Here is a 25677-nt window from a genome sequence, read left to right on the forward strand (position 1 = left end):
GAGCAATAGTCGGTGCCATGGCGGAGCACCTGACCGTGGGTCGTGTGGCGGAGTTGGCCGGCGTCAGCGTCCGCACCCTGCACCACTACGACGAGATCGGTCTCCTCGAGCCGTCCACGCGGACCACGGCCGGGCACCGGGCCTACTCCGCGGATGACGTGGAGCGGCTCCGGGAGGTACTCGCCTACCGGCGGCTCGGCTTCGGGTTACGGGAGATCGCGGATCTGGTCGACGATCCGACCACCGACGCGGTCGCGCACCTGTGCCGGCTGCGGGGCCTGCTGATGGACCAGCGCGACCGCGCTGCGGCCATGGTGACGGCCATCGACCGGGAACTGGAGGCACGAGCGATGGGCGTCAGGACAACGCCGGAGGAGCAGCTGCGAGTGTTCGGGACGCAGTTGTACGACGCGATCGGATCCGCCTACCCCGCGACGCGGCGCACCGAGCCACGGATCGCCGCGCGCATCTGGGAGGCCCTGGGTGACGCCCGAACGGTGTTGAACGTCGGGGCCGGCACCGGCTCGTACGAACCGCCCGACCGCGACGTCACGGCTGTGGAGCCGTCGGCGGTCATGCGGGCACAGCGGCTCCCGGGTGCGGCACCGTGCGTGGCCGCGGCTGCCGAGAGTCTGCCGTTCGAGGACCAGTCCTTCGACGCCGCGATGGCGGTCAGCACCGTGCACCACTGGCCGGACCCGGTCGCCGGGCTGCGTGAGATGCGGCGGGTGGCCCGCCGCGTGGTGGTGTTCACCTACGACGCCGATGACACCGGCTGGCGTCAGCGATTCTGGCTCACCCGCGACTATCTGCCCGAGTTCGCTGACCTGCTCGTCGGATGGCCGTCCCTGGCCGACCTGGCCGGTGCGATCGGAGCACGCGCCGAGCCGGTGCTCGTGCCGTGGGACTGTGTTGACGGCTTCTTCGAGGCGTACTGGCGCCGACCTGAGGCGTACCTGGACGAACAGGTACGCCGCGCGGTGTCGGTGTGGACCAGGGTCGGACCGCAGGCCGAGCAGCGTGCAGTCAGCAGACTTCGGGAAGACCTGTCCACAGGTCGGTGGGCCGAGCGCAACCGCGATCTCGTCGCACTCGACGCGGCAGAACTCGGTCTCCGCCTGCTCGTGGCCTGAACGCCGGACGGCATCCGGACGCGCCGGCGGCTCCGTCGCACGCCCTGGCCGTGGGCAGGACGATGTCCGGGGTGGGCGATAGCGTCATCGACATGAGTGTGCTGGACCGCCGTGCCCTCAACCGGGCGTTGCTGGCCCGTCAGCTCCTGTTGCAGCGGCACGACATGCCGGTCGCCGACGCCCTTGAGCACCTGGTGGGGTTGCAGGCGCAGGAGCCCTTGGAGCCGTACGTCGGGTTGTGGAGCCGACTCGCCGGCTTCCAGCCGTCGGCGCTGGCCGAGCTGTTGCTGAGCCGCCAGGCGGTCCGCACCCTGCTGATGCGCCGCACCCTGCACCTGGTGACCGCTGGCGACTGCGTCGCACTGCGGCCGACGCACCAGGCGATGCTCGTCTCGCGCATGTGGTCGACGCTGCGCCGGGCGCTGCCCGGCGTCGACCTCGACGAGCTGGCGAACCTGGGCAGGCCGCTGTTCGAGGAGCGGCCGCGCATGCTGACCGAGGCGGCCCGCATGATCGCCCACAGGTGGCCGGGTGTGCAGGCGCGCACGTTGGGCGACGCGCTCAGCACGCTCCTGCCGCTCGTGCAGGTGCCACCCCGTGGTGTCTGGGGCGAGCGCGCCGCCGCGTACAACACCACGATCGAGGTGTGGCTGGGCCGCCAGTTGGCGCCGGAGTCGCCGGCCGCCGTCGACGCGCTGGTCCTGCGTTACCTCGCCGCGTACGGCCCGGCGGCCACCGCTGACATCCGCGCCTGGTCCGGGTTGAGCGGGCTGCGCGAGTCGGTCCAACGGTTGCGACACTCGTTGCGGACGTTCCGCGACGAGCGCGGCCGTGAACTGCTCGACGTGCCCGACGGCGCACTGCCCGACCCACAGACCCCGGCGCCGCCGCGCTTCCTGCCGGCGTTCGACAACGCGGTGCTCGGCTACGACGACCGCAGCCGCGTCATCGGCGCCGAGCATCGCGGACTGAGCGTCACAGGTGCGCGTTTCCTGCTTGTCGACGGCCGGGTCTCGGGCACCTGGGCGGTCACCGTCGACCGCGGCGCGGCGACCCTGCGGATCACGTCGCTACGCACGCTCACGCCGGACGAACGCGACACAGTCGTCGCCGAGGCCGAGCGCCTGCTGACCATGTTCCAGCCTGAGCCGCAACGCCCCAACCGTGTCTCGATCACCGACGCCTGACAACTGTGGACGCACGGCCCGGCCATTCCTCTCCGGACTCGGAGCACGTGATCCGGTCCTAGCTGGCCAGCCACTGAGCGGCGAGTTCGGTGATGATTGCGCCGCCCCGGTCATTGAGATGAACATGATCGACGTGCAGTTCGCGTCCACCACTCCGGGCGACCTCATCCCAACTCCGACCGAACAGGTAATGCTGGGTCGCCGCGCCGAAGGCCAGCGGGAAACTGAAGTCGTACGGTGCGGGATCGCCGACGCGCTGCCGGAAAACGTCGGCAAGCTGCTCGTGTACGGGCAGGTAGTCGACCTGGGCGCGGGTCGCGGTCTGCTGGATCACGGTGTTGTAGGTGCCGAGCCTCCGGTTGAGTGCGGCGTCCAGGTCCTCTCCCAGCGGCGGCAGGGACAGCAGCGCGATCCGGGCGGTGGTGCGGGACTTGATCCGGTCGACGATCGCGCCGAGGTTGTCCCGGTACTGATCCAGCGGTATGTCGTCGCGCACGTCGTTGCCGCCGATCAGGATCATGACTGCGGTGGGGCGGCACACGATGATGTCGGTATCGACCCGCTGGCGCAGGTCGGCGCTGGTGTCGCCGTTGACGCCGGCGTTGACGAACTCGTATCCACGATGTTCGGGTCGTTCGCGAAGCGCGCCCACCCAGTCGGCACCGAGGGTGCCCTGGGTCGAGCTGGAGCCGGCCGCGACGACCGTGGGGAGCGCGTCCGACGTGCGGTCGTCGGCGCAGGCTTCGGTTGGCGGGTTGGTGGGCGGCCGGCCGAACGCCAGGTATCCGACGGTGCCGGCGGCGCCGAGTACGCCGACCAGCAGCAGGCACACGGCAACGATGATCCGCCTCTTCATCTGTCAGTACCCCAGCGAGATGGTGTGGCCGGCGGTGGTGGGGTCGTCCAGTGCGGCGAGGATGGCCCGGGCGAGATCGACGCGAGCGATGGTGAAGCCGCCGCGGACGTTGCGGTCGATGGCGGTACGGTAGGGGCGCTGCCTGCCGTCGGTGAGGCGGGGCGGGCGCATGATCGTCCAGTCGAGGTCGCTGTCGCGGACCACCTGCTCGGTACGGGCGAAGTCGGCGAATCCCTCACGGAGGTAGCGCCGCAGCATCGGCTTGACCACGGCTCGGGTGAACGGCCCGTCCCCGGCGTCGACGACGTGGCCGCTCGCGGTGACGACGATCAGACGCCGGATGCCCTCGGCGCGCATCGCAGTGATGATCGCGGAGGCGCCGTCGGCACACACCGGGGCGTCCCTTCTGGAGCGTGGGCCCAGGGCCGACACGACCGCGTCCTGGCCGGCCACGGCTGGTCGGATCGCCTCGGAGTTCATCACATCGGCGATCACCGGATCGAGTCGTGGGTGGTCGATCTGCGGTAGCCGCGCCGGTTCGCGCACGACGGCCGTGACGCGGTGACCGGCAGCGAGCGCCTGGCGTGTGACGTGTCGTCCAGTGCCGCCGGTGGCGCCGAAGACGGTGAGGCGCATGCCTGCCTCCAGGGGGTTAGTGATTACTAACCCCAATAATGGGCTAGTAATCACTAACCCGTCAACCGATGAGACGAGGCGACATGAGCACCCGGGAGCGGATCCTCGATGCGGCCGAGGAGATCCTGCGGACACGTGGCGTTGCGGTGGCCACGACGAAGGAGATCGCGCTGGCGGCGAAGGTCTCGGAGCCCACGCTCTACAAGTACTTCGACGACAAGGAACGCCTGCTGCTCGCCGTCCTCAAGGAGCGGCTGCCCGGCCCGGCCCGGCTCACGGTCCGGCCAGGCGTCGGCGATGTCGAGGACAACCTCACCGAACTCGCGCACGCGGCCCTGACCTTCTACCAGCAATCGATACCCATGCTGGGCGCGCTGCTCGCCGATCCGAAACGAATGGCAGCACACCGGGTCGCGATGAACCGGCACGGCGGTGGCCCGGACAAGGCGATCGCCATCTTCGCCAACTACCTCCAGGCCGAGCAGACCATCGACCGCATCAGCCCCGACGCAGACCCGAATGCGATCGCGTCCCTGCTGATCGGCGCGTGCTTCCACACCGCGTTCCTGCGCTACTACTCCGAAGGACCGGACGCCACCACCGCCCCGCGCGCATCCGCCGAGGCGTTGGTCCAGGCCGTCGTCCGCCCGCTCCTGCCACTGACCGCCCCTCGTGGCCAGTGACCACCACCCGCCGGGCCGGCGAGACCGAAGCTGGTTGCCGTCGACCGGGTCGTCGGGCGAGAGTCAGCCGGGGAAACGACTCCTCAGCCGAGGAGCTCCGCAGTCAGGGCCATCAGCCGCTCGGCGTTGCCGGGGTCGAGCGTGGGCAGACTGAGCGGCAGTCGCTTGTCGCGGTCGATGGCGGTCAGCGGGGCGGCCGGGGGCGTGTCCAGGAACTGGTGGATCGGGGTCACCGCGGCGGTGACGGGTCTGGCCGCCACCGATGCCGCCGCGAGCAGTCCACGGAGCAGCAGCGGGAGTGGACTTCGGTCGCCGCTTCTGGTGAAGCCGGGATGGTAGAGCACGTATCGGGCACGGCTGCTGGATCGCTCGGCGAAGCCCACGCCGAGCAGATCGTTGGCTCGACCGGCCTGCAACTGCGCGGCGACCATGGAGTATCTCGAGGTGAGTTGCGGATCGGTCCACCGCACACCGCCCTTGGTGACGCCGACCCCGGCGACGTTGACGATCACCGGCGCGGGAGCCCGGTCCAGGGCCGGACGCAGGCCGAAGCTGAGCAGGTATCGGCTGAGGTAGTAGAGCGCGAACGTACGCTCCAGGCCCTCACCTGTCACGATGCGACGCGGTGCGGCGGCATTGGCGAACAGTGCCAGCGCGTCCACGACCGGATAGCGGGTGAGGAGGTGTTCGATGACCTGCCGATTCTCGGCCACACTGGAGAGGTCGACGGGAAGGAAGTCGATCCCACTGGCCGCCAGCGCCGCACCGCGTTCGCGGTTGCGGCCGAGCACCACGACGCGGTCACCGCGCTCGGCCCGCCCGAGGGCCAACGCGCGTCCCATTCCGTTCGTGCCCCCGCTGACCACCACGACGCCCATGCGCCCTCCACTACGTTCCCCTATGACGTAGTCATCCTGGCCAGGCGGCCGGCGCGGCGAAAGAAGGCACTTTCATGACCACAAGGAACACCGGTGTGCGTGCCTCGCTGCACCACCACCCGTTGCCGAATCCCGTCCCCACCGGCGAGTACGAGCACTGCCCGGTCACCGACGTGCTGCGGCGGGTGACCGACAAGTGGACGCTGCTGCTCATCACCCTGCTCGGCCGGCGTCCGTATCGCTTCAACGAGTTGCATCGGGCGGTCGAGGGAATCAGCCCCCGCATGCTCACCCGGACGCTACGGACGTTGGAGAGTGACGGCCTGGTCGACCGTGAGGTGTTTCCAACGGTGCCACCGAGCGTCGAGTACAGGCTGACACCACTCGGCGTCAGCCTCCTGGAGCCGCTCTCCGTGCTGGCCGAGTGGGCGGTCGACCATCACACCGAGATCGTTGCGGCCCGTCAGCGGCCCAGCTGAGACGCGCGCAGGCGGACGCGCGACGCTCGGCAGTGTTCGGCGTTCGTCCCTCAAGGAGCCAGGGGCCGCCTATCCTCGTTGAGAGGCACTCGCCCGAACGCTTGCCGTCCCTACGACGGCTCATAGGAGCCCACGATGAGCGAGAACGACCGGCCCGAGGGAATCAGCCCCAACGCGGTTGAGGCCGCGCCGGGATTATGGCGCATCGGTCTCCAGAGACACGACCTCAGCATTCCCGGCCGTGAGGTCATCCAGACTCGGGTGGAGCTCACCTCGGATTCACCGCCGTTCACGCACTTCCATCCCGGCGAAGAGATCATCTGTGTCCTTCAGGGGACGCTGGAGTACACGCTCGAAGGCCAGCCACCGAGGGTCTGCAACGTCGGGGACGCCCTGACCGTCCCCTACGGCGTCCACCATCAGGCGAAGAACGTCGGCGACGGTGTCGCGGTCGAACTGGCCACGTACGTGGTCGAGAAGGGCAAGCCGCTCCTCACGAGGGTGGACTGAGCCACTGGCGGTGATCGGAGTAGCCCGGCCGCTGCTGGTACGGCACGCGATGCCGGTGGTCGACCCAGCGGTGCCGGTCGAGCGTAGGGTCCGACTGAGCCTTTCCGGGTCGCCGCCGCCGTGTACGGCATCCTCAGTGACAGAGGTCGAGTGCTGCTGATCCGCCGTGCGGCGACCGGGTACCGGGACGGTCAGCTCAGCCTGCCGGCCGGACATCTCGACGGCGGTGAGGATGCGGTCACCGGCCTCGTGCGGGAGCTACGGGAGGAGCTCGGGATCGAGGCTGATCCGCACAGCTGTCAGCTTGCGCTGCTCATGCACTCCGCACCGGAGCGGCGACCGTGAGTACTTCCACCTGTTCTTCACGGTGGGTCGCTGGATCGGCGAGCCGTTCATCGCGGAGCCCGACAAATGCGGTGAGCTGTGCTGGGCGACGTCGTCAGCGCTGCCGCCGGACCTCGCCGACTATGTGGCAGAGGCGCTGGCAGCAACCGCCAGAGGCGAGAATCTGCTGTTGCGTGGGTGGTGAATCCTCGCGGGCCGGGCGGGCTTTCCGCGACCTCGGCGCTCATACCGATCAAGAGCTGAGGAGTACGCCTATGTTCGGGAGCAGGAAGCGACCCCGCTGGGCCGAACTGCCGGCGTCGGTTCGGGGGATTATCGAGGAGCTGCTGGGTGATCCGGTGGCGTACGCGGAAAGCTGCGCCGGCGGCTTCTCGCCCGGCTTCGCCTCCCGACTGACCCTCCAGGGTGGCCACCGGGCCTTCGTCAAGGCGGTGGACGCACAGCTCTGGCCGATCGAGGCGTCGCACTACCGCGCCGAGGCGGCCGTGACTGGACGTCTACCGGCAGGTATGCCTGTGCCGCGACTGTTGAACCTGCGGGACGACGGCCGGTGGGTGATCCTGGCTTTCGAGCAGGTCGACGGCGTCGCACCTGGGCAACCCTGGACGGCGCCGCAGATCCGCCGCCTCGTCGCGCAGGCAGTCACCTTCGCTCAGGCGGCCACACCGTCACCTGTCGAACTCCCCCGCGACCATCCGCGACTCGGCGGCTGGGCTGGCTTCGCGCACGACCAGCACGCCACCGCCCGGCTGCCCAGCGTCTCGACGTGGGCGTCACACCACCTCGATCAATTGACCGCGCTCGAACGGGAAGGGCTGCGCGCGGCGCAGGGCGACTCGCTCGTCCATTGCGACCTGTATCCACACAACATCCTGGTGAGCGGTGACCGCGTGGTGTTCGTCGACTGGCCGCACGCCCGGCTCGGTGTCCCCGTCATCGACCTCATCGCGCTGCTGACCGGTGTGGCCGCCGACGGCGTCGATCCCGAGCCGTACCTCCATCCGGCCTTGCCGGCACTGCGCTGCCCGCCGGCCACCTTCGACGCGATCCTCGCCGCGCACACCGGCTTCCTGACGGCGGGTGCGCTGGCGCCGATGCCCACCGGGCTGGAGGCCATCGCCGAGGAGAAGCTCCGCCTCGCCACCGCCGCAACCCGCTGGCTACAGCAACGTTGCGCCTTCCCGTGACAGCGCCGGACGTCGTCAGGTCCTCGCCGCTCAGCCGGCCAGCTTCTCGAAGAGTTCGCTCGGGGTGTCGTAGTACCTCGTCGTCCGGCCGAGGTGCGTCATGCCGAGCCGCCGGCAGACGGCCCGGGAGGCGTGGTTGTCCGGATCGGTGACCGCGATGACCCTCGCCAGGCCTCTGCCGAACGCGTCGTCCAGGACCGCCGCCGCTGCTTCGGTGGCGTAGCCGTGTCCCCAGGCTTCCGGATGCAGATGCCAGCCGATCTCGACCTCGGTCGACCCGCCGGCAGGTTCGCCAGCCGACAGGGGAACCGGTTTGAGTAGGAGGTTTCCCACCAGCCGGCGATGCGCCGCCGTGGTGATGGCCCAGATCCCGTGGATCGGATCGTCGATGGCGCGTCGGCGTGCGATCGAGGCGAGAGCGTCCTCGCGGCTGTTCATGACTGTCGGCTGCGCGCCGAGGAACCGCACGACCTCCCAGCGCGACTCGAGGTCCAGCAGGAAGTCCATGTCCTCGTCACGCCAGGGGCGCAGCAGCAGGCGGTCACTCGTGATGGCGCGCATCCCACTCAACCTAGTACGCCAGCCGAGGGCGTGCCGGGGCGTGCGTCACCGGTACAGGCGAGGCTTGGTGACAGCGCTGGCCTGGTGTTCGGAGAGGATCGCGGCGAGGATGCGTTGCGCGTTCGCGAATTCTGCTGCGTCCTCGGGATCGTCGACGGTGTAGGAGCAGGTGGCGAGGGTTTTCCAGAGCGCCCAGCCACGTCCGCGCGCCCACGTCGCGTCATCCACCGACAGCCGGGTACGAAACGCCTGCCGGCCGTCGGCGGTCAGCAACGTCCAGGCAACCGCCAGATCGCACGCCGGGTCACCGACACCGCAGGTCCCGAAGTCGATGACGGCCGCCAACTGGCCGTCAGCGAGGAGCAGGTTTCCCTGGGCGACGTCGCCATGGAACCAGCTGTCGACACCGTCCCAGCGGGCGTCGAGTGCCCTCGCCCAGGTCGCGCGCACCAGGTCGGCGTCGACGCGGTCGCCCAACTCCGTAAGCGCACGCTCGACCTCCTTGTCGTAGGTGCGCAGGGTGGCGCCCCGGAACCAGTTGTGGACACCCGGCTGCGGGCCGTCAGCGGCGTCGACGCCCTGCAGGGCCGCCAGGAACTCGGCCAGGTCGATCGCGAATCGCACCGGGTCGGCGATGCGGTCCAGGCTGGCCGGCTCGCCGTCGAGCCACCGGTAGATCGACCACGGGAAGGGATAACTCGCGTCGGGTCTGCCTTTCGCCACCGGGTCGGGGATGGGCAGCGGCAGCCGAGGGGCGAGGGCCGGGAGCCACCGATGTTCCTTGTCGACAGCCAGGGCGTACTCGGCCGCGCTGGGCAGCCGCACCAGCATGTCGGGGCCGAGATGGAAGGTCCAGTTGTCCCAGCCGCCGTTGGCCACCGGCTCGACCGGAAGGTCCGCCAGGTGCGGGAACTGGTCGGCGATGAGCCGACGTACCTGTTCCGCGTCGACGGTGACGCGCTGCGGCACCGGGCCGAGATCCGGAATGTCACTCACCGAGCCGTCCTCGTCCGACAATCGACGTGCTGCTCAACTATGTCACGTACGGTGCGGTGGCACCCGGTTGTCGGTGGGGGTCGTCATGGATGAGCAGGACTTCTGGGTACGGCTGGAGTTCCGTGTCTGCGCGGAGTTCCAGGGCTTCGAGGACCGGCACCTTCGCTGGTACTGGTGCGATGGTCTGGTGCCCGAGGAGTACGAACTGCTGGCCGCCGAGCCGTGTATCCGTGGCCGGGCCTGGTGCGGGCCCAGCGGACAGGAGCCGTGGCGGTTCGTGCTGCACATCGGGCGGGGCGCGCGAACGCGTGCGGAGATCCCTTGGGCGGCGCTGCTGCCCAGCGAAGGGGCGACCGGGTGGCTGTCACCCGATCCAGGAAGCAAGACCCTGCTGATGAGCCCGCTGGCCGGCTGTCCCGAATGACCCGTTCGAGCCTGCGTCGGCCCGGTGAACCCGGCTCTTGTGCGACAGTGGTTCATGCCGTTGAGTACGTACGACCTCAGAACGTCGATCGCGGTGTCCGACATACACCGGGCCGTCGCGTTCTACGAGGGCAAGCTCGGCCTTCAGGCGTTGCAGTCCGGCCCCAGCGCCCACATCGCCGACGGCAGCCGCATCTACGGCTGCGGCGGCCGACCCGCGCTGAACGTCTACCAGTCGGTCACTGCCGGTAAGAGCCAGGCGACCCTGGCGACCTGGTACGTCGACGACATCGACCAGGTCGTCGACGAGCTCGTCGCTTCCGGCGTCGAGATCGTCAGGTACGACCAGTTGGCGCACGACGCCAGGGGAATCACCGCTCGGGCCGGCGGTGGACGCATCGCCTGGTTCCAGGATCCGGACGGCAACACCTTCGCCCTCGAAGCCGACGTCTGACGGCGGGCCGCCACGGTGGTGTCGACGAGTGGCACGCCGCCGAGCCTGGCAGCGCAGCCGGCCCACGCGACTGCCACGCGCCGCGTCACGCTGAGTCGCCCTACCGGTGCCGGTTGCGGGGATGCTTCTTGGCCGTCCGCTCGTTGCCGTGTTTGTAGTTGCCGGTGACGCGTGCCATCAACTCCTGAGGATCTTCGGTGTTGACGTCGATCAGGAACCGGGCCGCGGCGGCACCGCGAAGCACCACGGCAGGGCGGCCGTGGTGGAGCAGTTCCACGTCCCCGTTCTTGCGGACGCGATAGGTGAATCCTTCGGGTGCACCGGGCATCGACGTATCATCCTCGCAGGCAGGACCACGCGCGACCGAATAACCGCTGCCGGCCGGGCCACGCCTGTCGCAGCGGGCGACCGGCGGCGGCAGCCACTGCGGCGTACGGTCACGGAGCTGCCCGGTGCGCCGGTTCCCAGAGCAGGATCTGGCGGTGGTGGCTGAAACCGTTGCGCCTGTAGAAGTCGACAGCGCGGCGGCCGGAATGGACCGTCACGTGCAGCAGCCCACGCGTACTGGCCTCGGCCAGGATCGCGGCCATCAGCGCGCCCCCGATGCCCTGCCCGTCGGGATACCGGTGTTGTATCCGGACCAATCTCCAACGCGGCAGGTCATCGCCGGGGCCCGCCGTAGGCCGGCCAGGGACTTCGACACAGGGCCTGAGGGCGATCCGGCCTCGGCGGGGTGACGGTCTGGGATGCTGCGCCCATGCCTTCTTTCCCACCCACCTTCGCCGACCAGGTCATCGCCCAGCCGGCGCACGCCCAGTTCGAGTCGTTCCTCGACGAGCACCGCGCGGCGCTCAACGGCTGCCTGGACGGGCTGACCGAGGAACAGGCACGCCGTTCCTTGGTGGCCTCCCGGACCACGCTGCTGGGTCTGGTGAAGCACGCGACGTTCGTCGAAAAGGTCTGGTTCGACGAAGCCGTCACGGGTCGGTCGCGCGCCGAGATCGGCATCCCGCAGTCGTCGCACGATTCGTTCCTCCTCGGCGACGGTGACACGATCGCCACAGTCCAGCAGGCCCACCGCGAAGCCTGCGCGGCGTCCCGGCGGGCGACGTCGTCGCTGGGGCTGGACGACATCCTGCCCGGGCACCGGCGGGGCCCGCTGCCGCTGCGGTGGGTGTATCTGCACGTGCTGCGCGAACTCGCCCAGCACTGTGGGCACGCCGACATCCTCCGGGAGCAGTTGCTCGACGAGTAACACATCAGGCCGGCTGGGTAGGGGTACTCAGCGGCCACCGTGTGCGGGCTCAGGTGTGGACGCGGCGGCGTGGACAGGATGTCGTCATGGCCGAACTGCCACCCCGACCCATCGTTCTGCGTACCGCCGATTCGCCGTTGCCGGCCACTGTCGCGCGCGGCCGGCAGGCCATCCTGGCGGCCCTCGGCCGGCTGGTCGCCGCGCTGAGCCGGCTCGTCGGCCGCCACCCCGCCGGGTGGCGGTGGCTGGCGCGGCGGCACCATCCGTTCCTCGACCGGCTGGCCGGTGCGAACGCACAGGCGACATGCGTACGAGCCGCCCGGCTGGTGCCTGCCTACCGGGCCTTCCTGCGCACCCGTCCCGCCGGTGCCCGCCGCCGGTTGGGCGACTTTCCGGAGACCGACAAGCTCGGCTACGTGACGGCCTACGATGCCGCCGCGCGCTGCTGGCGGGGACGGCTGCCCACCCGTGGGGTGGTGGTCGACGAGTCGGCCGGCTCGTCCGGGCAGCCGTTCAACTGGCCTCGCGGGGACCGGGAACTGCGCTCGGTGCACCGCGACATCGCCGGCTACACCGGCCTGGTGTTTCCGATGCGCCGGCCGTTCGTCATCAACGCCTACTCGATGGGCGCCTGGGCGACCGGGACGACGACAGGCGCCGCGATGGCCCGGATCGCCGTGGTGAAGAACACCGGCCCGGACCTCGGGAAGATCGTCGACACGCTCCGCGAGTTCGGTCCCGAGTTCGACTACCTGGTGACCGCCTACCCGCCGTTCCTCAAGCACCTGCGGGATCGGCTCGACGCCGAGGGGTTCCCCTGGTCGCGGTACCGCATCTTCGCCAACTGCGGCGGCGAGGGGATGACCGAGGCGCTGCGCGACTACCTGGAGCAGCGGTTCGCGCTCGCGCGTTCGGCGTACGGGGCCTCGGACCTGACTATCGGCATCGGGGCGGAGACCCGGTTCACGGTGTGGCTGCGGCGGCGGTTGCAGACCGACCGCGGCCTGCGGACCGCGCTGCTCGGCGCCGACGAGCAGCGGCTGCCGATGGTGTTCCAGTACAACCCGTTCACCACCTACCTGGAGACCAACGAGCGACGGGAGCTGGTCTGCACGGTCACCGGCGACGTGCTGCAACCCCGGCTGCGCTACAACGTCGGCGACGAGGCGCTGCTCGTGCCGTACCGGCGGATCGTCGAGCTGGCGCAGGCCGACCCGGTACGCGGGGCCGAGCTGCGCACCGCCGTCTCGGTCGAGCGGATGACCCTGCCGGTGCTGCTGCTCTTCGGCCGGCGTGACTCCACTGTCTCCTACCTGGGGGCCAACCTCTACCCCCAGGACGTCGAGTACGGCCTCTACACCGGCAACCCGCACGCCGCTGAGATCAACCGTTTCTGTCTGGCGCTTGTCGAGGACGCGGCACTGGAGACCCGGCCGGTGATCCACCTCGAACTGCGTCGCCCGTTGGCCGCCGCGCAGCGCGACGCGCTCGCCGCCGCGTGCCGCAACGGGGTACGCCGCCACCTCACCTCGGTCTCGCGGGACTTCGCCCAGTCTCTCGTGGAGGACCCGACCGCCGGTGATCTGCGGGTGGAGCTGCACGAACCCGGACATGGCCCGTTCGCCGGCCAGCAGAAGATCAAGAATGTCTACCTGGTGAGGTGACCATGCGTACCCGTGACTTCTCCCGCGCTCCCGCCCAGGCCCGCGCCGGTGCCATGTTCATCGGCGGGACCCGTTACGCCAATCCCCTAGTGCTGCTGCGGCTGGCGCCGGCGTGGTTCCGGATGGTCCGCGACATGCGCCGGATGTCCGGCTACTGCTGGCACACGGTCTACTGGCAGTTCCCGTTGACTCTCGGCACCATCGCGTTCTTCACCGACCGCGACGCGATGCTGCGCTTCGCCCGTACCCGCCATCACCGGCGGTTGATGGTCTGGTTGACCGACGGCACCCGCAACGCGACAGCCGGGTTCATCCGACTCTACAGCGCCGCTCCGGACGGGTACTCCAACGGCGCGTGGCGGGCCGAAGGCCCGGAGATGGGACACATCGCGACCTTCACCCCGCTGGGCGCGGAGACGACCGGGCCGGCGGTCCGGCGGTGAGCACCCACCGCTTCGAACGCGTCACCGGCCATCGTGACCTGCGGCAGTTCCTGGCCTTCGCCGACCGGCTGTACGCCGACGAGCCGCGCCACGTACCTGTCCCCCGGCGGCAGATCCGGCGGTGGTGGCGCGACGGCGTGCCGCTGTACCTGCTGCGCGACGCCGCCGGCACGGTGGTCGCCCGTACCACCCTGCACACCGACCCGGCCTTCGACGCCAAGATCGGCCGCCGGTGCCAACTGTTCGGGCTCACCGAGTTCACCGCGTCCGCCGCCCGACCACTGTTCGACGCGCTGAACGCGTACGCCGACGCCGACCGGGATCTGCTGTTCGGTCCGGTGGCGTTGCTGCCCAACCAGGCCGGCGGGGTGATCACATCCGGCTACCCCGAGCGGGGTTTCGTCGACAGCGCCTGGAACCCGCCGCGCTACGTGGCCGCCTACGAGGAGTACGGATTCCACCGCCGGTTCGAGTCGGACACCTGGATCTGCCCGGTGACCGCCCCGACCCGCCCGGTGCCGGCCCCGACGCGCATCGAGCCGGACGGTGCCCGGCTCGAACTGCACCGTGGTGACGTCGGGCGGCTCGACGAGCAGCTCGACCTGCTACGCGGGATGCTCAACGCCGCCTTCGCCCAGCTCGGCTACTACACCCCGATCTCGGCGGAACAGCTCCGACGGCAGACCGACGGGCTGGCGTACCTGCTCGACGAGTCACTGCTGCTCTACCTGACCCGCGACGGCCAGCCGGTGGCGTTCGTGCTCTGTGTACCTGACATCAGCGAGTTCCTGGTCGCGGTCCGCGGCGACCTGCACCTGGTCAACCAGCTACGGCTGCTGGCCACTCGGCACCGCTACCGACGGGAGGCGGTGCTCATCGTCAAGGGCGTGCTCCCGCGGTACCAGGGGCGCGGCTACCAGCGGCTGCTCTCCGCGCACCTGCACCGCAACCTGCACATCGCCGGCTACACGACGCTGCGCAGCACCTACGTCGGGCGGGACAACCCGGCGTCGGCCGCCCAGTACCGGCGGCTCGGCGGTCGTCCGCTGCACGGGTACACGTTCTACGCCAAGGAGCGGTAGGTGGACCACGCCGCGTTCCGTGCGCTGGCGCCGTTGTGCTGGCGGGCGCCGAGCGCGCACAACACCCAGCCGTGGCGGCTGCGCTACGAACCCGGGGCCATCCACGTCGGTTGGGACCCGGCCCACACGCTGCCGGCGGCCGACCCCACCGGCCGGGACCTGCGACTGTCGCTCGGCGCGTTCGTCGAGAGCTGTCTGATCGTCGCCGCCGACGCGGGCCTACGACTGGAGTACGTCGCCGAGTACGACGAGCGGCACCACCGGGTGGGTCGGCTGCGGCCCGCTCCGCACCGCTACCCGACGCCCTTCCGCATCGCCGACGTGTGGCAACGCCGCACCGACCGGGGCACCTTCGCCGCCGCCGGGCCCGAGCAGGACACGCTCGCGACGCTCGACGCGGTCGCCCGGCAGGCCGGCGGTGGCGTCCGCGCCGTGCCGGATCCGGATCGCCTCGGTGTCCTGCTCCGTGCCGCCGACCGGCGGGTGTACGGGGACCCGACGGTCGTCGCCGAGCTGCGTCGCTGGCTGCGGCTGAGTCCGACGCATCCGGACTACCACGCCGACGGACTCAACGACCGCTGCCTCGCGTTGTCCCGGCCCGCCGCGACCGGGCTACGCGCGGCGCTCGCCGCGTACCCGGTGCTCCGGCCACTGGGGTTGCCGAGGCTGCTCGCCGCCGCCGACGACCCGCTCGCGCGCGGCGGCGCGGTGCTGGTTCTCGTCGGCCCGGCGGACCTCGACCGGCCTGGTCAGGTCGAGTTCGGCCGGGTGCTGCTGCGGGTCTGGCTGGCCCTGCACACCGCCGGGCTGGCAGCGCATCCGCTGAGCCAGCTCATCGACGTCGCCGTCACCCGGACGGCGCTCGGTGCACTGCTTGACGTCGCACCGGACCGGCTGTTGCACGTGACCCGGGTGGGTCGGCCCACGCGTCCGGCACCCCGTTCGGCGCGCCGGCTCGACACTGTCTGACAGCTGTGACAATGTCGTTGATGGATGGATGGACACGGCAGAAGCCCCCGCGACCTGTGGGGTCGGGGGTGAGCGGCATCCCGACGCCGACCGAGATCGTGCTGGTCCGGCACGCCCGGTCCGTCCCGCCGACCGCCGACGGTCCGGACGAGTTCACCCGCCCGCTGACCACCGACGGGCTGCGGCAGGCGCAGGAGCTGGTGGCAGTGCTCACCGAGCCGCGACCGGCGGCGGTGTGGTCCAGCCCGTACCGGCGTGCGATCCAGACCGTCCAGCCGACAGCCGATGCGCTCGGCCTGCCCGTACGCACCCTGACCGAGCTACGCGAGTGGGACGACGGCCTCTCCTTCACCGAGGTCTGGGAGTCGCATTACGTGCGGAGCTGGGCGAACCTCTCCTACGCCCGCCCGGGCGGCGAGAGCCTCGAACAGCTCAGCATCCGTGCCGTCGAGGCCGTCCGGACGCTCGTACGCCACAATCCTGGCCGGGTAGTTCTCGTCGGCAGCCACGGCACCTTCATCTCCCGGGCGTTGGCCGGTTTCGGCGTGCCGGTCAGCTGGGCCACGGTGCGACAGATGCCGATGCCCGCGATCTACCGACTTCGCTTTACCGACCCGAGCACCCGTCCCACGGTGTGCGGTTGGACCTGATCGCCTCGGCCCGGCGTCAACCGGTCGCCGTCGCCGGTGCGACGCTGCTGGCATGCCTGCCGCCGGTTCGGCGGACCGGGGTGGTGGCGGACCGTAAGGAATCCGAAAGACCCGGCGAGGGTGATCCGTGACCTGCTGTCGATAGCGTGGGCGGGATGGGACACCGGGTGTTGGTGGTCGACGACGACCCGACAGTCAGTGACGTCGTCCGGCGTTACCTGGAGCAGGCTGGCTGCGAGGTCCAGTTGGCCGTGGACGGGGCCGACGGCCTCGCCGCGATCGCCGCCGCACGCCCTGACCTCGTGGTGCTCGACCTCATGATGCCCGGCATCGACGGCCTTGAGGTCTGTCGCCGGATCCGACGACAGTTGCCCGACCTGCCGGTGGTCATGCTGACCGCACTCGGTGAGGAGGCCGACCGGGTCCTAGGGCTCGAGGTCGGCGCCGACGACTACGTCACCAAGCCTTTCTCCCCCCGCGAACTCGTGCTGCGGATCCGCTCCGTGCTGCGCCGCACCGCCGCGCACACCGCTCATCCCACAGTCCCCGCGAAGCTGACCGACGCGGCCCTGACCGTGGACACCGCGCGCCGTACCGCCACGGTGGCCGGCACACCGCTGGCGCTGACCGCCCGGGAAATCGATCTGCTGATCTTCTTCATGCGACATCCCGGGCGGGCGTGGTCGCGTAGCGACCTGCTGGACAAGGTCTGGGGGTGGCAGTTCGGCGACCAGTCGACCGTCACCGTCCACGTCCGCCGACTACGCGAGAAGATCGAGGACGACCCGGCGAACCCGCAGCGCATCCGTACCGTGTGGGGTGTCGGATACCGCTTCGACCCGATCGACGAGGAAACCGGCACGTGACCGACACCCTGCTCATCGGGCTCTACGCCCTGGCCGCCGGCGGCGTCGTCGGCCTGGTCGGCGCCGCGGCGCTCCGGCTGCTCCGGGGCCGCTCGATTCTCGTCCACATCCTGGTTCTCCTCGCCGTCACGGTGCTCGCCGTGGTCGCCGGAGTCGTCACAGTCGCGCAGGCGATGTTCCTCTCCGCGCACGACCTGTGGGTCGTCCTCGTCACGGTCAGCGCCGCCGCGCTCATCAGTCTCGCCGTCGGCGCCGTCTTCGGCAGCCGGCTGGCCGCCTCCGCGGTGTGGGCGCAGACAGCCCGGGAACGCGAACGGCGGCTGGAGGCCGGGCGCCGGGAGCTTGTCGCCTGGGTGTCGCACGACCTGCGCACCCCCCTGGCGGGGCTGCGGGCCATGGCCGAGGCCCTGGAGGACCGCATCATCGAGGACCCGGCCGTCGTCGACGACTACCACCGGCGGATCCGGGTGGAGACCGACCGGATGGCCCAGCTCGTCGACGACCTGTTCGAGTTGTCCCGCATCAACGCCGGGGCGCTCCGGCTGATGCCCACCACCGTGCCGTTACGCGAGGTGGTGTCCGACGCGATCGCCGGCGTCGCCCCGCTGGCCGCCCGCCGCCGGATCCACCTCGTCGCGGCGGACAGTGGCTGGCCCGACGTCCGGGCTGGCGAACGTGAACTCGCCCGGATCGTCAGCAACCTGCTGATCAACTCCGTCCGGTACACCCCAGAGGACGGCAGCGTGCACATCGCCGCCGGCCACGAGACCGACAGTGTGTGGCTGGCGGTCTCCGACACCTGCGGCGGCATCCCGGGCGAAGACCTGGACCGGGTCTTCGACGTCGCGTTCCGCGGCGAGCGCGCCCGCACACCAGGGGCGGCCGGCTCCGGGGGCGGCGGCGGACTCGGCCTGGCCATCGTGCGCGGCCTCGTCGAGGCGCACGGTGGCCGGGTGGACGTCCGCAACACCGACAACGGCTGCCGATTCGAGGTACGCCTGCCCGCCATCTGACCACGAGAACTGGCGCAGCCACGGAGCGATGCCGACGACGGCCCGTTCACGCTCGCGCAGTCAGCCGTTGCCGTCAGTCGGCGAAGGTGAGGTCACGTTCGGCAAGTGCCGCCGCCAGGATGCCGATCGCCCTCGGCCCGACGCCGTGCAGGGCGAGTAGATCACGGCGGCGGTGCGTGGCCACTTGAGCGAGCGTCGTGATGCCGGCTTCGAGCAGGGCGCTGTTGGCAGGTCGCCCGATCGGCGGCAGGTCACCGATCTGTGCGGGCACATCGCGGGTACTCACCCGATCACGATAAGCCGTCCGGACGGCGATCCGCGTTCCCGGACTGATGTCATTTCCACGAGCCGATCGTGGGGCCGGTGGTGGCGGGAAACGCGCCGTCGGATGGCACGCTTGTCGATATCGTTGCGGCGTGCCTGATGCGATCTTCGCGCACCCTCGGCTCGCCCGCGTCTACGACGCCTTCGACGGCGACCGTGAGGACCTGGCGGCGTACCTGGCTATCGCCGATGAGGTACGGGCACGTCGGGTGCTCGACGTCGGATGTGGCACCGGCTGCCTGGCGATCCTGCTGGCGCGAAGCGGCCGCACAGTCGTGGGCCTCGACCCGGCCGAAGCATCCCTGACAGTCGCGCGGTCGAAGCCGGACTCCGCGAGGGTGACCTGGATCTGCGGCGATGCCACGACGGCACCGCTACCTGCCGCCGACCTCGCGACAATGACCGGCAACGTGGCGCAGGTCTTCCTCACCGACGCCGACTGGCGACAGACTCTTCGCGCCATCCACCAGGCGCTTCGCCCACACGGCCACCTGGTCTTCGAGACCAGGCGCCCCGAGCGTCAGGTCTGGCGGGAATGGATCGCTGACACCCATCCAGTCACCCGCGACGTTCCGGGCGTCGGGCAGGTCGAACGGCACCTCACCGTCACCGACGTCAGCCCCCCGTTGGTCTCCTTCCGCTACACCTACCGGTTCCGGACCGACGGCGAGGTCATCACGTCCGACTCGACTCTGCGCTTCCGCACTCGCGAGGAGATCGAGTGGAGCCTGGCAGCCAGCGGCTATCTGATCCGCGATGTTCGTGAGGCACCGGACCGCCCTGGTCGCGAGTTCGTGTTCGTCGTCCAGCGCTGCTGAAGCATCGACAGATCATCAGAGTTCCGGACCCTCCGGGCCGGCACCGTCCGGAGGTCACCGTCGGCTTGCCTCACCGACCGGACGGGGCAGAAACTGCTTGGCCCGTCCGGTCGGTCGACCTACCGGTTGGCGGCACGGTGATCGGCGTCGCTACGATGCGTCGTGGTGGGGCCTGTAGCGCAGAGGTAGTCGCGCCGCCTTATCAGGGCGGAGGATACCGGTTCGAGTCCGGTCGGGCCCCACCCCCGTCGCGTGGTCGGTAGCGCAGAGGCGGACGCGCCGCACTGCTCGTGCGGAGGACACCGGTTCGAATCCGGTCCGTCCACGTCGACCGGTTGTGAGGAACGATGGACAACGCCGAGGTCGAGCAAGCTCTGCGAGTGCTCGGCGAGATCCGCGCGTTGCCCGTCGACGACCCGGTCCGGCAACGAGTGCAACGCGCCGTGGACGGGCTGCTCAAGGACGCGCAGCGCCAACGCCGCGCTGAGAGACGGCGCAGGACGGCCGCCGCCGACCGGGCCGTCGTCGCCGACGCCGCCACCGCAGCGGGCAACCGCGCCGAAGGCGTACCGGTGGCAGAACCCACCGACACGGCAGAGGTCGGACGGACCCGGCGGGACCGCCGCTGCTACGCCTGCCGCGACCGGTTCCGTACCGTCGACGCCTTCTACCACGCCCTCTGCCCCACCTGCGCGGACCTGCACCGCCGACACCGGCACGCCCGCACCGACCTGACCGGCCGCCGCGCGGTGGTCACCGGAGGCCGGGTCAAAATCGGCTTCCAGACCGCGCTGAAACTACTCCGCGACGGCGCCACCGTCACCGTCGTGACACGATTCCCCGCCGACGCCGCCCGACGGTACGCGCACCAGCCCGACGCCACCGACTGGCTGGCCTCGCTACGCGTCATCGGCGCGGACCTGCGCGACCCCCGCCAGGTCCTCGACGTCGCGCAACGGCTGGCCGACGACGCCCCCCGACTCGACATCCTCATCAACAACGCCGCTCAGACGGTGCGCCGGCCGATGTGGGCCTACCAACCGCTCATCAGCGCGGAGTCGCACGCCGCCCCCCACGGCGTCGCCATCGAATCCGCGGCCGGGTTCCGGCCCGGTGCCACACCACCCGACTGGAGCGTCCGCCTCGCCACTCTCCCGGAAGCACCCCGCCAGGAGCTGACCACCATCATCGACGCCACCGGCGCGCTCGTCGTACCCGGCACCACGAACTCCTGGACCGCCACCATCGGCCAGATCGACCCGGTCGAACTACTGGAGGTGCAACTGGTGAACGTCGTCGCGCCGTTCCTCCTGCTCGACCGGCTCCGCCCCGCCCTGACCGCACCCGGACCCGGCAACCGGTACGTGATCAACGTGACCGGCCGGGAAGGCTGGTTCTCCGAAGACAGCACCGGCCCCACCCGGCACCCCCACACCAGCGTCAGCAAAGCCGCCCTCAACATGCTCACCCGCGTCGGCGCCACCGACCTCGCCCGCCGCCACGTCCACATGTGCGCCGTCGACACCGGCTGGATCACCGACGAGAACCCCACCACCATCAAAGCCCGGCGCGCCGCCTCCGGCTGGCAACCACCACTGGACGTCACCGACGCCGCAGCCCGCATCTACCACCCCATCATCAGCGGCGAAACCGGCACACCACTACACGGCGTCCTGCTCAAGAACTACACAGTCGTTCCCTGGTAGCAACCACGGGCCACATCCATTGACCGTGCTTGAAAGTCCGAAATGGTTCGGGAGTGCCGGCTGACGCGGCCGTCCTCGGGTGCGAGGCAGTGCGCCTACGGCGGATTTGACCTTTGCGGGTGCCTGGCAGCATCGTCGGAGTTTCGACCCGCAGTCGACATTGAAGGGCTGTCTGGTGCAGATTCTTGGAGTCCAGTTCGACAGCCTGGTCGTCTGGCAAGTCACCACCACGGGCGTCATTGTCAGCCTCTACGGTCTATCGGTTGTCTCAGACCGTCGCCGCCTTCTGGCCGAAGGCTACAACGACCTGATCGTCATGGCCAGCTTCGTTCTCAAGCACACTCCTGACACCCAGATCCCCGAGGGAAGTAAGCTGCATGAGCTGATCAAGCGGTTTCGCGAGACCGGGGAGCTTGACCGGGACGAGCCGCCGAGGCCCGCAGAGAAGGCGTTGCGCGTCGCCATGGTGCTGGCGCTTGCCGTCGTGGCGCCCCTGGTGGGGCTTTACGGTATGACCGCGATCTTTCGGAAGCGCGAAGGCGAGAACGTGACGGTGTACGTGCCGACCCAGGCACGCGTGTACGCCTTCGCCTTGATGCTGTCGTCCTTCGCCCTCTCCGTTGGTTATGCCGGCCTGCTGGCCTATGTAGCGAGCACCACGCCGTTGGCCGCCGCAGCCGTCGTCGCGGCGATCCTGGCCGGCCTGGCGGGGTTCAGCGCCGTCGTGTGTGTGGGTTACGGGATCAACTTGACCCGTTACCAGTTGCGCTGGAAGGAGTGGTGGCATCAGCAACTGCTCACCGTCATGGGTCAGGCCGAACGCGCCGACGATCACGATCTGTTCAACCGAGCTGCCTTGCTGCGTGCCGAGGTGGGCGCCGCGCCGAACATCCCGATTCCGGGCACGACGGCCTTCTACACCGGGTTGTTCGCCGTCGTCCAGGTCATCCTGTACTGGTTCGCCGAGAATCTGAGCTAGGTGGATGAGAACGTGCGGACCAGGCGGGGCGTCCGGGCCAGAGCGCTGGCCGGGGCGACCGCCGCCACGGCGCTGATCAGGCTGGCCAGGCCGAGCGTGGCCGCCCGCCCCTGGGTCGTAACGGCCGGCGGATCGGCGCCACTGTGGTCGCCGCCCCACTGGACGCCGGGTTGCCGAAGAACGACGGTGGTCAAGGCGGCACAGGCCCTGGTCGCGTAGCTCACGGCAGCCCGTGCCAGTCGAGCCAGCTCCGACCGTTGCCCCGGGCACCTGTCGCGGTGCTCGGGGCAACGGTGCACGCACCTGCTGTGGGAGCATCCGGCCGCACCGGATCGCCGCTGCGTGCTGTCACTCTCGCCGGGCGGTTTCGCGGAGCATGGCATCCATCTCGGGGTCGTCCATGAGCTCCCGGACCTCCTGGGCGCTGCGGCAGGCACGAGCGATCTTGGCAGCCCAGCTCAGCGCCTCTTCCTTCGAGGCCAGGTCAAGGACCACGAAGCCGCCGATGACCTCCTTGGTCTCCGGGTACGGGCCGTCGACCACCAGCCCGTCCGGGCCGACGATGCTCGCCCGCTGCCGTTGCAGTCCGGCGCCGGCCACGAACACGCCGGCGTTCACGGCCTCCTGGATCACCGCGTGCGCGTCCTTGCCCACCTCGGGCAGGTCCTCGGCGGGGATGTGGTCCATGGCGCCGTCGTTGAAAGAGATCAAGTAGCGCGTCATCCCATGACTCCCTGTTCCGGCGGCCTCCTCCGGCCACCTGTCACCTGATCTACGAACGAGCCACTGCGCATCCGACAATGTGGCGGAGGAAAGTTTCCCCGGTCAGCCGGTCAGCTGGCCTCGGCGGCGGGTGAGGTGGGACCGCTCCGCAGGGTTGCCGGCGAGACCGATGGCCCGGTCGTACTCCGCCCGTGACTCGTCCACGCGCCCGAGTCGCCGCAGCAGGTCGGCGCGGGCGGCGTGGAAGGCGTGGTAGCCGTCGAGGGACTCGGCGAGCCTGTCGATCTCGGCGAGCCCGGCCCCGGCGCCGTCGACCTCGGCGACCGCCACCGCCCGGTTGAGCCGCACGATCGGCGAGGGATCCAGCAGCACCAGGCCATCGTAGAGGGCGACAAGGGTGGGCCAGTCGGTCTGATCGGTGGAGGGCGCATTCGCGTGGACCGCGTTGATCGCGGCCTGCACCTGGTAACGCCCGGGTGGGTCCCCACCGGCCGCCACCGCCCGGATCCGCTTGTGGACCAGGGCGTTGCCCTCGGCGATCAGAGCACGGTCCCAGGCGTCGCGGTCCTGCTCGTGGAGGGTCACCAACTCCCCGGTGGTGGACACGCGCGCCGACCGCCGGGCCTCGGTGAAAAGCATCAGGGCGAGCAGGCCGGCCACCTCGCCGTCGTCCGGGAGGAGGGTTCGCAGCAGGCGGGCGAGGCGGATCGCCTCGTCGGTGAGGTCGACGCGTACCGGGTCGTCCCCCCGGCCGGGCAGATAGCCCTCGTTGAACACGAGGTAGACCACCGCGAGCACGCCGACGAGCCGTTCGCGGACGTCGTCGGCAGCAGGCACCCGGTAGGGAATGCGAGCCTCCTTGATCTTCGTCTTGGCACGGGTGATCCGTCGCCCCATCGCGGTCTCCTGCACCAGAAAGGCGCGGGCGATCTCCGCGACGGAGAGGCCGCCGAGCAGGCGCAGGGTGAGCGCCACCCGCGCCTCCATCGCCAGCGCGGGGTGGCAGCAGGTGAAGACGAGCCTGAGCCGGTCGTCCACGACCGGGCCGGTCGGCTCGGCAGGAGTGTCGTCGTACCCGATCAGGGCCGCCTGGTGCCTGGCGTCGCGCTGCGACTCGCGGCGGAGCCAGTCGATCGCCTTGCGGGTCGCGGTGGTGGCGACCCAGCCGCCGGGATTGGGCGGTACGCCCTCGCGCGGCCACCGCTCCGCGGCCACGGCGAACGCCTCGGCCGTCGCTTCCTCGGCGACGTCGAGGTCACCGAAGCGGCGCGCGAGGCTGGCGACCACTCGCGCCCACTCCTCGTGGTGGGTACGGGTGATCGCCTGGTCAACGGCAGGGTCAGTCACCGCTCACGCGCCCTCGGACGAAATCCCGTCCAGCAGCCATCGACTCCTCCTTCGTCGCCAGCAGGAGCCCGTCGGTGACGAGCGGCCCTGCCCGTCGATGAGGACATCATGTCTCGTTGACCTCGACCGGGGTTCAGGTGCTTTGCTGTCGACCATGAACCTCGACGGCCTGCGCGTCGCTGTCACCGGCGCCGCGCGTGACACGGGACGGCTCCTGGCCGAGTCCTTCGCGCAACGCGGTGCCCGGGTGTTCCTCTCGGCCCGGGACCTGTCCGCGGCCGAGCGGGTTGCGGACGCGATCAACCAGTGGGGGCCGGGTCGAGCCGAGGCGTTCAGCTGCGACCTCGCCGTACCGGATTCGGTGCGGGCATTCGCCACGGCGCTGGCCGGCCGGACGGACCACCTCGATGTGCTTGTGAACAACGGCGCACCCTACGTTCATGGTGACGATCTGGGCGAGGTCTCGGACGACGAGATCGGTGGGGTGATCGCGGCGGGCGGGACCGGAACGGTGCTGGTGACCAAACACCTGCTGCCACTGCTGCGGGCATCGGCCCGGCCTGACATCGTCAACATGATCTCCGCTTGTGGCGAGGTGGGACATCGCCGGTCGGGTGCACACCCCGCCTTCTACGCTGCAAAACACGCCCACGCCGGGCTGGCGGAGATCCTGTCGTACCGGCTGCGGCCAGCAGGGATCCGGGTGATCTCACTGTTTCCGCCGGACTTCGTCCAGCAGGGGGCTCGGCAGGCCGACCATGACCTGACCGCGCGGTCGGTTGTCGACTGCGTGCTGTTCGCGGTCGGTCAACCACGTGACTGTTTCATCCGTGAGTTCCACTTCGAGCAGGTCCGGCCACCGTCACCCGGGCTGTGACGTCCTCCCCTGCCGCCAGGTCTCGGCGAGCAGGGCGTAGGTGTACCCGTCCACCCAGCCCAGTTCGGCGTGCCAGGAGTCGCCGACGCCGTGCTGCTCACGACGCATGCCGATCTTCTCGAGTAGCCGCACGGACGCCAGGTTGTCCGCGAAGCACCCTGCGGTGATCCTGCGGACGCCCAGCCGGTCGAACGCGTACGCCACCATCGCGGTGGCCGCCTCGGTCGCGTAACCACGGCCGCCGTACGCCGGGTCGAAGATGTAGCCGAGCTCGGCTTCCGTCCGTGCCGGCAGGCCAGGTTGTCCCATGCCGTCGACCACGTCGAGCGAGACGGTCCCGATCACCGTGCCGTCGAGAACCACGGCCACGCTGTGGTCGTCAGGGGCCTTCGCGGCGCGCTGCCACGCCGCCCGGAAGGACACCGGGTCGACAACGGTCCGCAGGAGCCAGCGGGTGACCTCCGGCAGGTTGCGGTACTCAAGGATGCGATCGATGTCCTCGTCACGCACGGGACGAAGCTCAAGGCGTTCGGTGCGTAGGTCCGGGCTCCCCACGAGGGGGGACGTTAGCGAGCGCGCCGCCACGACACATCCGAATTACCCGGTGCCACCGGACATGGTGCTGGTCCGCCA

At 70.1% G+C, this 25677-nt stretch carries 33 protein-coding genes and 2 tRNA genes; 23 read left to right on the forward strand and 12 right to left on the reverse strand.

The window, feature by feature from the left end; all coding sequences use genetic code 11:
• Positions 1 to 17 precede the first annotated feature (17 nt).
• Both Van01_RS20955 and Van01_RS20960 read left to right on the forward strand, forming a co-directional pair.
• On the forward strand, positions 18 to 1133 hold the full coding sequence (locus tag Van01_RS20955; RefSeq protein WP_204010257.1) for a MerR family transcriptional regulator: 1116 nt from the start codon (positions 18 to 20) through the stop codon (positions 1131 to 1133).
• Between the two features lie 92 nt (positions 1134 to 1225).
• Positions 1226 to 2320, forward strand: coding sequence for a winged helix DNA-binding domain-containing protein (locus Van01_RS20960; protein WP_204010259.1), 1095 nt, complete (start codon positions 1226 to 1228; stop codon positions 2318 to 2320).
• 58 nt (positions 2321 to 2378) lie between these two features.
• Here the strand turns inward: Van01_RS20960 and Van01_RS20965 are convergent, their stop codons facing one another.
• Entirely contained in the window at positions 2379 to 3176 is a 798-nt protein-coding gene (locus Van01_RS20965) for an SGNH/GDSL hydrolase family protein (protein ID WP_204010261.1), read from the reverse strand.
• A 3-nt stretch (positions 3177 to 3179) separates the two neighbouring features.
• Entirely contained in the window at positions 3180 to 3812 is a 633-nt protein-coding gene (locus Van01_RS20970; protein ID WP_204010264.1) for an NAD(P)-dependent oxidoreductase, read from the reverse strand.
• An 83-nt stretch (positions 3813 to 3895) separates the two neighbouring features.
• Here Van01_RS20970 and Van01_RS20975 point away from each other — a divergent pair, with 83 nt between their 5' ends.
• Positions 3896 to 4495 carry a TetR/AcrR family transcriptional regulator gene (locus Van01_RS20975; protein ID WP_204010267.1) on the forward strand — a complete coding sequence of 200 codons (600 nt, stop codon included), beginning with the start codon at positions 3896 to 3898 and terminating at the stop codon, positions 4493 to 4495.
• Between the two features lie 83 nt (positions 4496 to 4578).
• Here the strand turns inward: Van01_RS20975 and Van01_RS20980 are convergent, their stop codons facing one another.
• Positions 4579 to 5373 carry an SDR family NAD(P)-dependent oxidoreductase gene (locus tag Van01_RS20980; protein WP_204010270.1) on the reverse strand — a complete coding sequence of 265 codons (795 nt, stop codon included), beginning with the start codon at positions 5371 to 5373 and terminating at the stop codon, positions 4579 to 4581.
• A 74-nt stretch (positions 5374 to 5447) separates the two neighbouring features.
• Between Van01_RS20980 and Van01_RS20985 the strand changes: the two genes are divergently transcribed.
• The 4 genes from Van01_RS20985 (at position 5448) to Van01_RS21000 (ending at position 7894) form a co-directional block, all read left to right on the forward strand.
• Positions 5448 to 5852 (forward strand): winged helix-turn-helix transcriptional regulator, encoded by a 405-nt coding sequence (locus tag Van01_RS20985; protein ID WP_204010273.1) that lies wholly within the window; start codon positions 5448 to 5450, stop codon positions 5850 to 5852.
• 135 nt (positions 5853 to 5987) lie between these two features.
• Positions 5988 to 6362, forward strand: a complete 375-nt coding sequence (locus tag Van01_RS20990; protein WP_204010277.1) for a cupin domain-containing protein — start codon at positions 5988 to 5990, stop codon at positions 6360 to 6362.
• A gap of 150 nt (positions 6363 to 6512) precedes the next feature.
• Complete coding sequence (locus tag Van01_RS20995; protein WP_239093791.1) at positions 6513 to 6707, forward strand: NUDIX domain-containing protein; 195 nt, start codon at positions 6513 to 6515, stop codon at positions 6705 to 6707.
• A 254-nt stretch (positions 6708 to 6961) separates the two neighbouring features.
• Complete coding sequence (locus tag Van01_RS21000; protein WP_204010282.1) at positions 6962 to 7894, forward strand: phosphotransferase; 933 nt, start codon at positions 6962 to 6964, stop codon at positions 7892 to 7894.
• A 30-nt stretch (positions 7895 to 7924) separates the two neighbouring features.
• Here the strand turns inward: Van01_RS21000 and Van01_RS21005 are convergent, their stop codons facing one another.
• Entirely contained in the window at positions 7925 to 8455 is a 531-nt protein-coding gene (locus Van01_RS21005) for a GNAT family N-acetyltransferase (RefSeq protein WP_204010285.1), read from the reverse strand.
• Between the two features lie 45 nt (positions 8456 to 8500).
• Positions 8501 to 9451, reverse strand: coding sequence for an aminoglycoside phosphotransferase family protein (locus Van01_RS21010; RefSeq protein WP_204010288.1), 951 nt, complete (start codon positions 9449 to 9451; stop codon positions 8501 to 8503).
• An 85-nt stretch (positions 9452 to 9536) separates the two neighbouring features.
• Here Van01_RS21010 and Van01_RS21015 point away from each other — a divergent pair, with 85 nt between their 5' ends.
• Positions 9537 to 9875, forward strand: a complete 339-nt coding sequence (locus Van01_RS21015; RefSeq protein ID WP_204010291.1) for a hypothetical protein — start codon at positions 9537 to 9539, stop codon at positions 9873 to 9875.
• 93 nt (positions 9876 to 9968) lie between these two features.
• A complete protein-coding gene (locus tag Van01_RS21020) occupies positions 9969 to 10328 on the forward strand; it encodes a VOC family protein (RefSeq protein WP_239093792.1) in 360 nt (119 codons plus the stop codon).
• A gap of 100 nt (positions 10329 to 10428) precedes the next feature.
• Here Van01_RS21020 and Van01_RS21025 read toward each other — a convergent pair whose 3' ends face one another.
• Positions 10429 to 10656, reverse strand: coding sequence for a hypothetical protein (locus Van01_RS21025; protein WP_204010297.1), 228 nt, complete (start codon positions 10654 to 10656; stop codon positions 10429 to 10431).
• A gap of 109 nt (positions 10657 to 10765) precedes the next feature.
• Positions 10766 to 11101: a GNAT family N-acetyltransferase gene (locus tag Van01_RS33525; RefSeq protein WP_272491675.1), complete on the reverse strand. Its 336-nt coding sequence runs from the start codon at positions 11099 to 11101 to the stop codon at positions 10766 to 10768.
• On the opposite strand from Van01_RS33525, the gene Van01_RS21035 reads away from it, so the two are divergent.
• From Van01_RS21035 to Van01_RS21070, 8 genes are all read left to right on the forward strand, one after another.
• Positions 11086 to 11583 carry a DinB family protein gene (locus tag Van01_RS21035; RefSeq protein WP_204010299.1) on the forward strand — a complete coding sequence of 166 codons (498 nt, stop codon included), beginning with the start codon at positions 11086 to 11088 and terminating at the stop codon, positions 11581 to 11583. The genes Van01_RS33525 and Van01_RS21035 overlap by 16 nt on opposite strands.
• Positions 11584 to 11669: 86 nt before the next feature.
• Positions 11670 to 13247, forward strand: coding sequence for a phenylacetate--CoA ligase family protein (locus tag Van01_RS21040; RefSeq protein ID WP_204010301.1), 1578 nt, complete (start codon positions 11670 to 11672; stop codon positions 13245 to 13247).
• A gap of 2 nt (positions 13248 to 13249) precedes the next feature.
• Positions 13250 to 13690: a DUF4188 domain-containing protein gene (locus Van01_RS21045; RefSeq protein WP_204010303.1), complete on the forward strand. Its 441-nt coding sequence runs from the start codon at positions 13250 to 13252 to the stop codon at positions 13688 to 13690.
• A complete protein-coding gene (locus tag Van01_RS21050; RefSeq protein WP_204010304.1) occupies positions 13687 to 14772 on the forward strand; it encodes a GNAT family N-acetyltransferase in 1086 nt (361 codons plus the stop codon). The genes Van01_RS21045 and Van01_RS21050 overlap by 4 nt, the downstream gene beginning before the upstream one ends.
• Positions 14773 to 15741, forward strand: a complete 969-nt coding sequence (locus Van01_RS21055; RefSeq protein WP_204010306.1) for a nitroreductase family protein — start codon at positions 14773 to 14775, stop codon at positions 15739 to 15741.
• 20 nt (positions 15742 to 15761) lie between these two features.
• Positions 15762 to 16391, forward strand: a complete 630-nt coding sequence (locus Van01_RS21060) for a histidine phosphatase family protein (RefSeq protein WP_204010309.1) — start codon at positions 15762 to 15764, stop codon at positions 16389 to 16391.
• Positions 16392 to 16546: 155 nt separating this feature from the next.
• A complete protein-coding gene (locus Van01_RS21065) occupies positions 16547 to 17257 on the forward strand; it encodes a response regulator transcription factor (RefSeq protein WP_204010312.1) in 711 nt (236 codons plus the stop codon).
• The gene (locus Van01_RS21070) at positions 17254 to 18270 is read left to right on the forward strand and encodes a sensor histidine kinase (RefSeq protein ID WP_204010315.1); all 1017 of its coding nucleotides are present in this window, start codon (positions 17254 to 17256) and stop codon (positions 18268 to 18270) included. Before Van01_RS21065 ends, Van01_RS21070 begins: the two co-directional genes overlap by 4 nt.
• 73 nt (positions 18271 to 18343) lie before the next feature.
• Here Van01_RS21070 and Van01_RS21075 read toward each other — a convergent pair whose 3' ends face one another.
• Complete coding sequence (locus tag Van01_RS21075; protein WP_239093794.1) at positions 18344 to 18556, reverse strand: helix-hairpin-helix domain-containing protein; 213 nt, start codon at positions 18554 to 18556, stop codon at positions 18344 to 18346.
• 130 nt (positions 18557 to 18686) lie between these two features.
• Between Van01_RS21075 and Van01_RS21080 the strand changes: the two genes are divergently transcribed.
• From Van01_RS21080 to Van01_RS21100, 5 genes are all read left to right on the forward strand, one after another.
• Positions 18687 to 19412 (forward strand): class I SAM-dependent methyltransferase, encoded by a 726-nt coding sequence (locus tag Van01_RS21080; RefSeq protein ID WP_204010318.1) that lies wholly within the window; start codon positions 18687 to 18689, stop codon positions 19410 to 19412.
• Between the two features lie 168 nt (positions 19413 to 19580).
• A tRNA-Asp gene (locus tag Van01_RS21085) sits at positions 19581 to 19653 on the forward strand.
• 11 nt (positions 19654 to 19664) lie between these two features.
• Positions 19665 to 19739: transfer RNA gene (locus Van01_RS21090), tRNA-Ser, on the forward strand.
• 20 nt (positions 19740 to 19759) lie between these two features.
• Positions 19760 to 21118: an SDR family NAD(P)-dependent oxidoreductase gene (locus tag Van01_RS21095; protein ID WP_204010320.1), complete on the forward strand. Its 1359-nt coding sequence runs from the start codon at positions 19760 to 19762 to the stop codon at positions 21116 to 21118.
• Positions 21119 to 21293: 175 nt separating this feature from the next.
• Positions 21294 to 22097 (forward strand): hypothetical protein, encoded by an 804-nt coding sequence (locus tag Van01_RS21100; protein WP_204010324.1) that lies wholly within the window; start codon positions 21294 to 21296, stop codon positions 22095 to 22097.
• Here the strand turns inward: Van01_RS21100 and Van01_RS21105 are convergent.
• The 3 genes from Van01_RS21105 to Van01_RS21115 all read right to left on the reverse strand — a co-directional run bounded on the left by Van01_RS21105 (position 22094) and on the right by Van01_RS21115 (position 24167).
• Positions 22094 to 22321, reverse strand: a complete 228-nt coding sequence (locus Van01_RS21105) for a hypothetical protein (protein ID WP_204010327.1) — start codon at positions 22319 to 22321, stop codon at positions 22094 to 22096. The two genes, Van01_RS21100 and Van01_RS21105, sit on opposite strands and share 4 nt — an antisense overlap.
• Before the next feature lie 124 nt (positions 22322 to 22445).
• Entirely contained in the window at positions 22446 to 22820 is a 375-nt protein-coding gene (locus tag Van01_RS21110; protein ID WP_204010331.1) for a YciI family protein, read from the reverse strand.
• A gap of 102 nt (positions 22821 to 22922) precedes the next feature.
• Positions 22923 to 24167: an RNA polymerase sigma factor gene (locus tag Van01_RS21115; protein ID WP_204010333.1), complete on the reverse strand. Its 1245-nt coding sequence runs from the start codon at positions 24165 to 24167 to the stop codon at positions 22923 to 22925.
• 154 nt (positions 24168 to 24321) lie between these two features.
• Between Van01_RS21115 and Van01_RS21120 the strand changes: the two genes are divergently transcribed.
• A complete protein-coding gene (locus Van01_RS21120; protein WP_204010345.1) occupies positions 24322 to 25044 on the forward strand; it encodes an SDR family oxidoreductase in 723 nt (240 codons plus the stop codon).
• Here Van01_RS21120 and Van01_RS21125 read toward each other — a convergent pair.
• Complete coding sequence (locus Van01_RS21125; RefSeq protein ID WP_204010348.1) at positions 25030 to 25599, reverse strand: GNAT family N-acetyltransferase; 570 nt, start codon at positions 25597 to 25599, stop codon at positions 25030 to 25032. The genes Van01_RS21120 and Van01_RS21125 overlap by 15 nt on opposite strands.
• Positions 25600 to 25677: the final 78 nt, after the last annotated feature.

This window comes from Micromonospora andamanensis, assembly GCF_016863495.1.
GTDB classification, from domain to species: Bacteria; Actinomycetota; Actinomycetes; order Mycobacteriales; family Micromonosporaceae; genus Micromonospora; species Micromonospora andamanensis.

Coding starts and splice junctions, on each gene's coding strand:
- Van01_RS21060 (WP_204010309.1), top strand. CDS start 15,762: ATGGATGGATGGACACGGCAGAAGCCCCCGCGACCTGTGGGGTCGGGG.
- Van01_RS21095 (WP_204010320.1), top strand. CDS start 19,760: ATGGACAACGCCGAGGTCGAGCAAGCTCTGCGAGTGCTCGGCGAGATC.
- Van01_RS20975 (WP_204010267.1), top strand. CDS start 3,896: ATGAGCACCCGGGAGCGGATCCTCGATGCGGCCGAGGAGATCCTGCGG.
- Van01_RS21015 (WP_204010291.1), top strand. CDS start 9,537: ATGGATGAGCAGGACTTCTGGGTACGGCTGGAGTTCCGTGTCTGCGCG.
- Van01_RS21120 (WP_204010345.1), top strand. CDS start 24,322: ATGAACCTCGACGGCCTGCGCGTCGCTGTCACCGGCGCCGCGCGTGAC.
- Van01_RS20985 (WP_204010273.1), top strand. CDS start 5,448: ATGACCACAAGGAACACCGGTGTGCGTGCCTCGCTGCACCACCACCCG.
- Van01_RS21110 (WP_204010331.1), bottom strand. CDS start 22,820: ATGACGCGCTACTTGATCTCTTTCAACGACGGCGCCATGGACCACATC.
- Van01_RS21025 (WP_204010297.1), bottom strand. CDS start 10,656: ATGCCCGGTGCACCCGAAGGATTCACCTATCGCGTCCGCAAGAACGGG.
- Van01_RS20990 (WP_204010277.1), top strand. CDS start 5,988: ATGAGCGAGAACGACCGGCCCGAGGGAATCAGCCCCAACGCGGTTGAG.
- Van01_RS20965 (WP_204010261.1), bottom strand. CDS start 3,176: ATGAAGAGGCGGATCATCGTTGCCGTGTGCCTGCTGCTGGTCGGCGTA.
- Van01_RS21045 (WP_204010303.1), top strand. CDS start 13,250: ATGCGTACCCGTGACTTCTCCCGCGCTCCCGCCCAGGCCCGCGCCGGT.
- Van01_RS21035 (WP_204010299.1), top strand. CDS start 11,086: ATGCCTTCTTTCCCACCCACCTTCGCCGACCAGGTCATCGCCCAGCCG.
- Van01_RS21065 (WP_204010312.1), top strand. CDS start 16,547: ATGGGACACCGGGTGTTGGTGGTCGACGACGACCCGACAGTCAGTGAC.
- Van01_RS20970 (WP_204010264.1), bottom strand. CDS start 3,812: ATGCGCCTCACCGTCTTCGGCGCCACCGGCGGCACTGGACGACACGTC.
- Van01_RS21005 (WP_204010285.1), bottom strand. CDS start 8,455: ATGCGCGCCATCACGAGTGACCGCCTGCTGCTGCGCCCCTGGCGTGAC.
- Van01_RS21000 (WP_204010282.1), top strand. CDS start 6,962: ATGTTCGGGAGCAGGAAGCGACCCCGCTGGGCCGAACTGCCGGCGTCG.
- Van01_RS20955 (WP_204010257.1), top strand. CDS start 18: ATGGCGGAGCACCTGACCGTGGGTCGTGTGGCGGAGTTGGCCGGCGTC.
- Van01_RS21040 (WP_204010301.1), top strand. CDS start 11,670: ATGGCCGAACTGCCACCCCGACCCATCGTTCTGCGTACCGCCGATTCG.
- Van01_RS20960 (WP_204010259.1), top strand. CDS start 1,226: ATGAGTGTGCTGGACCGCCGTGCCCTCAACCGGGCGTTGCTGGCCCGT.
- Van01_RS20980 (WP_204010270.1), bottom strand. CDS start 5,373: ATGGGCGTCGTGGTGGTCAGCGGGGGCACGAACGGAATGGGACGCGCG.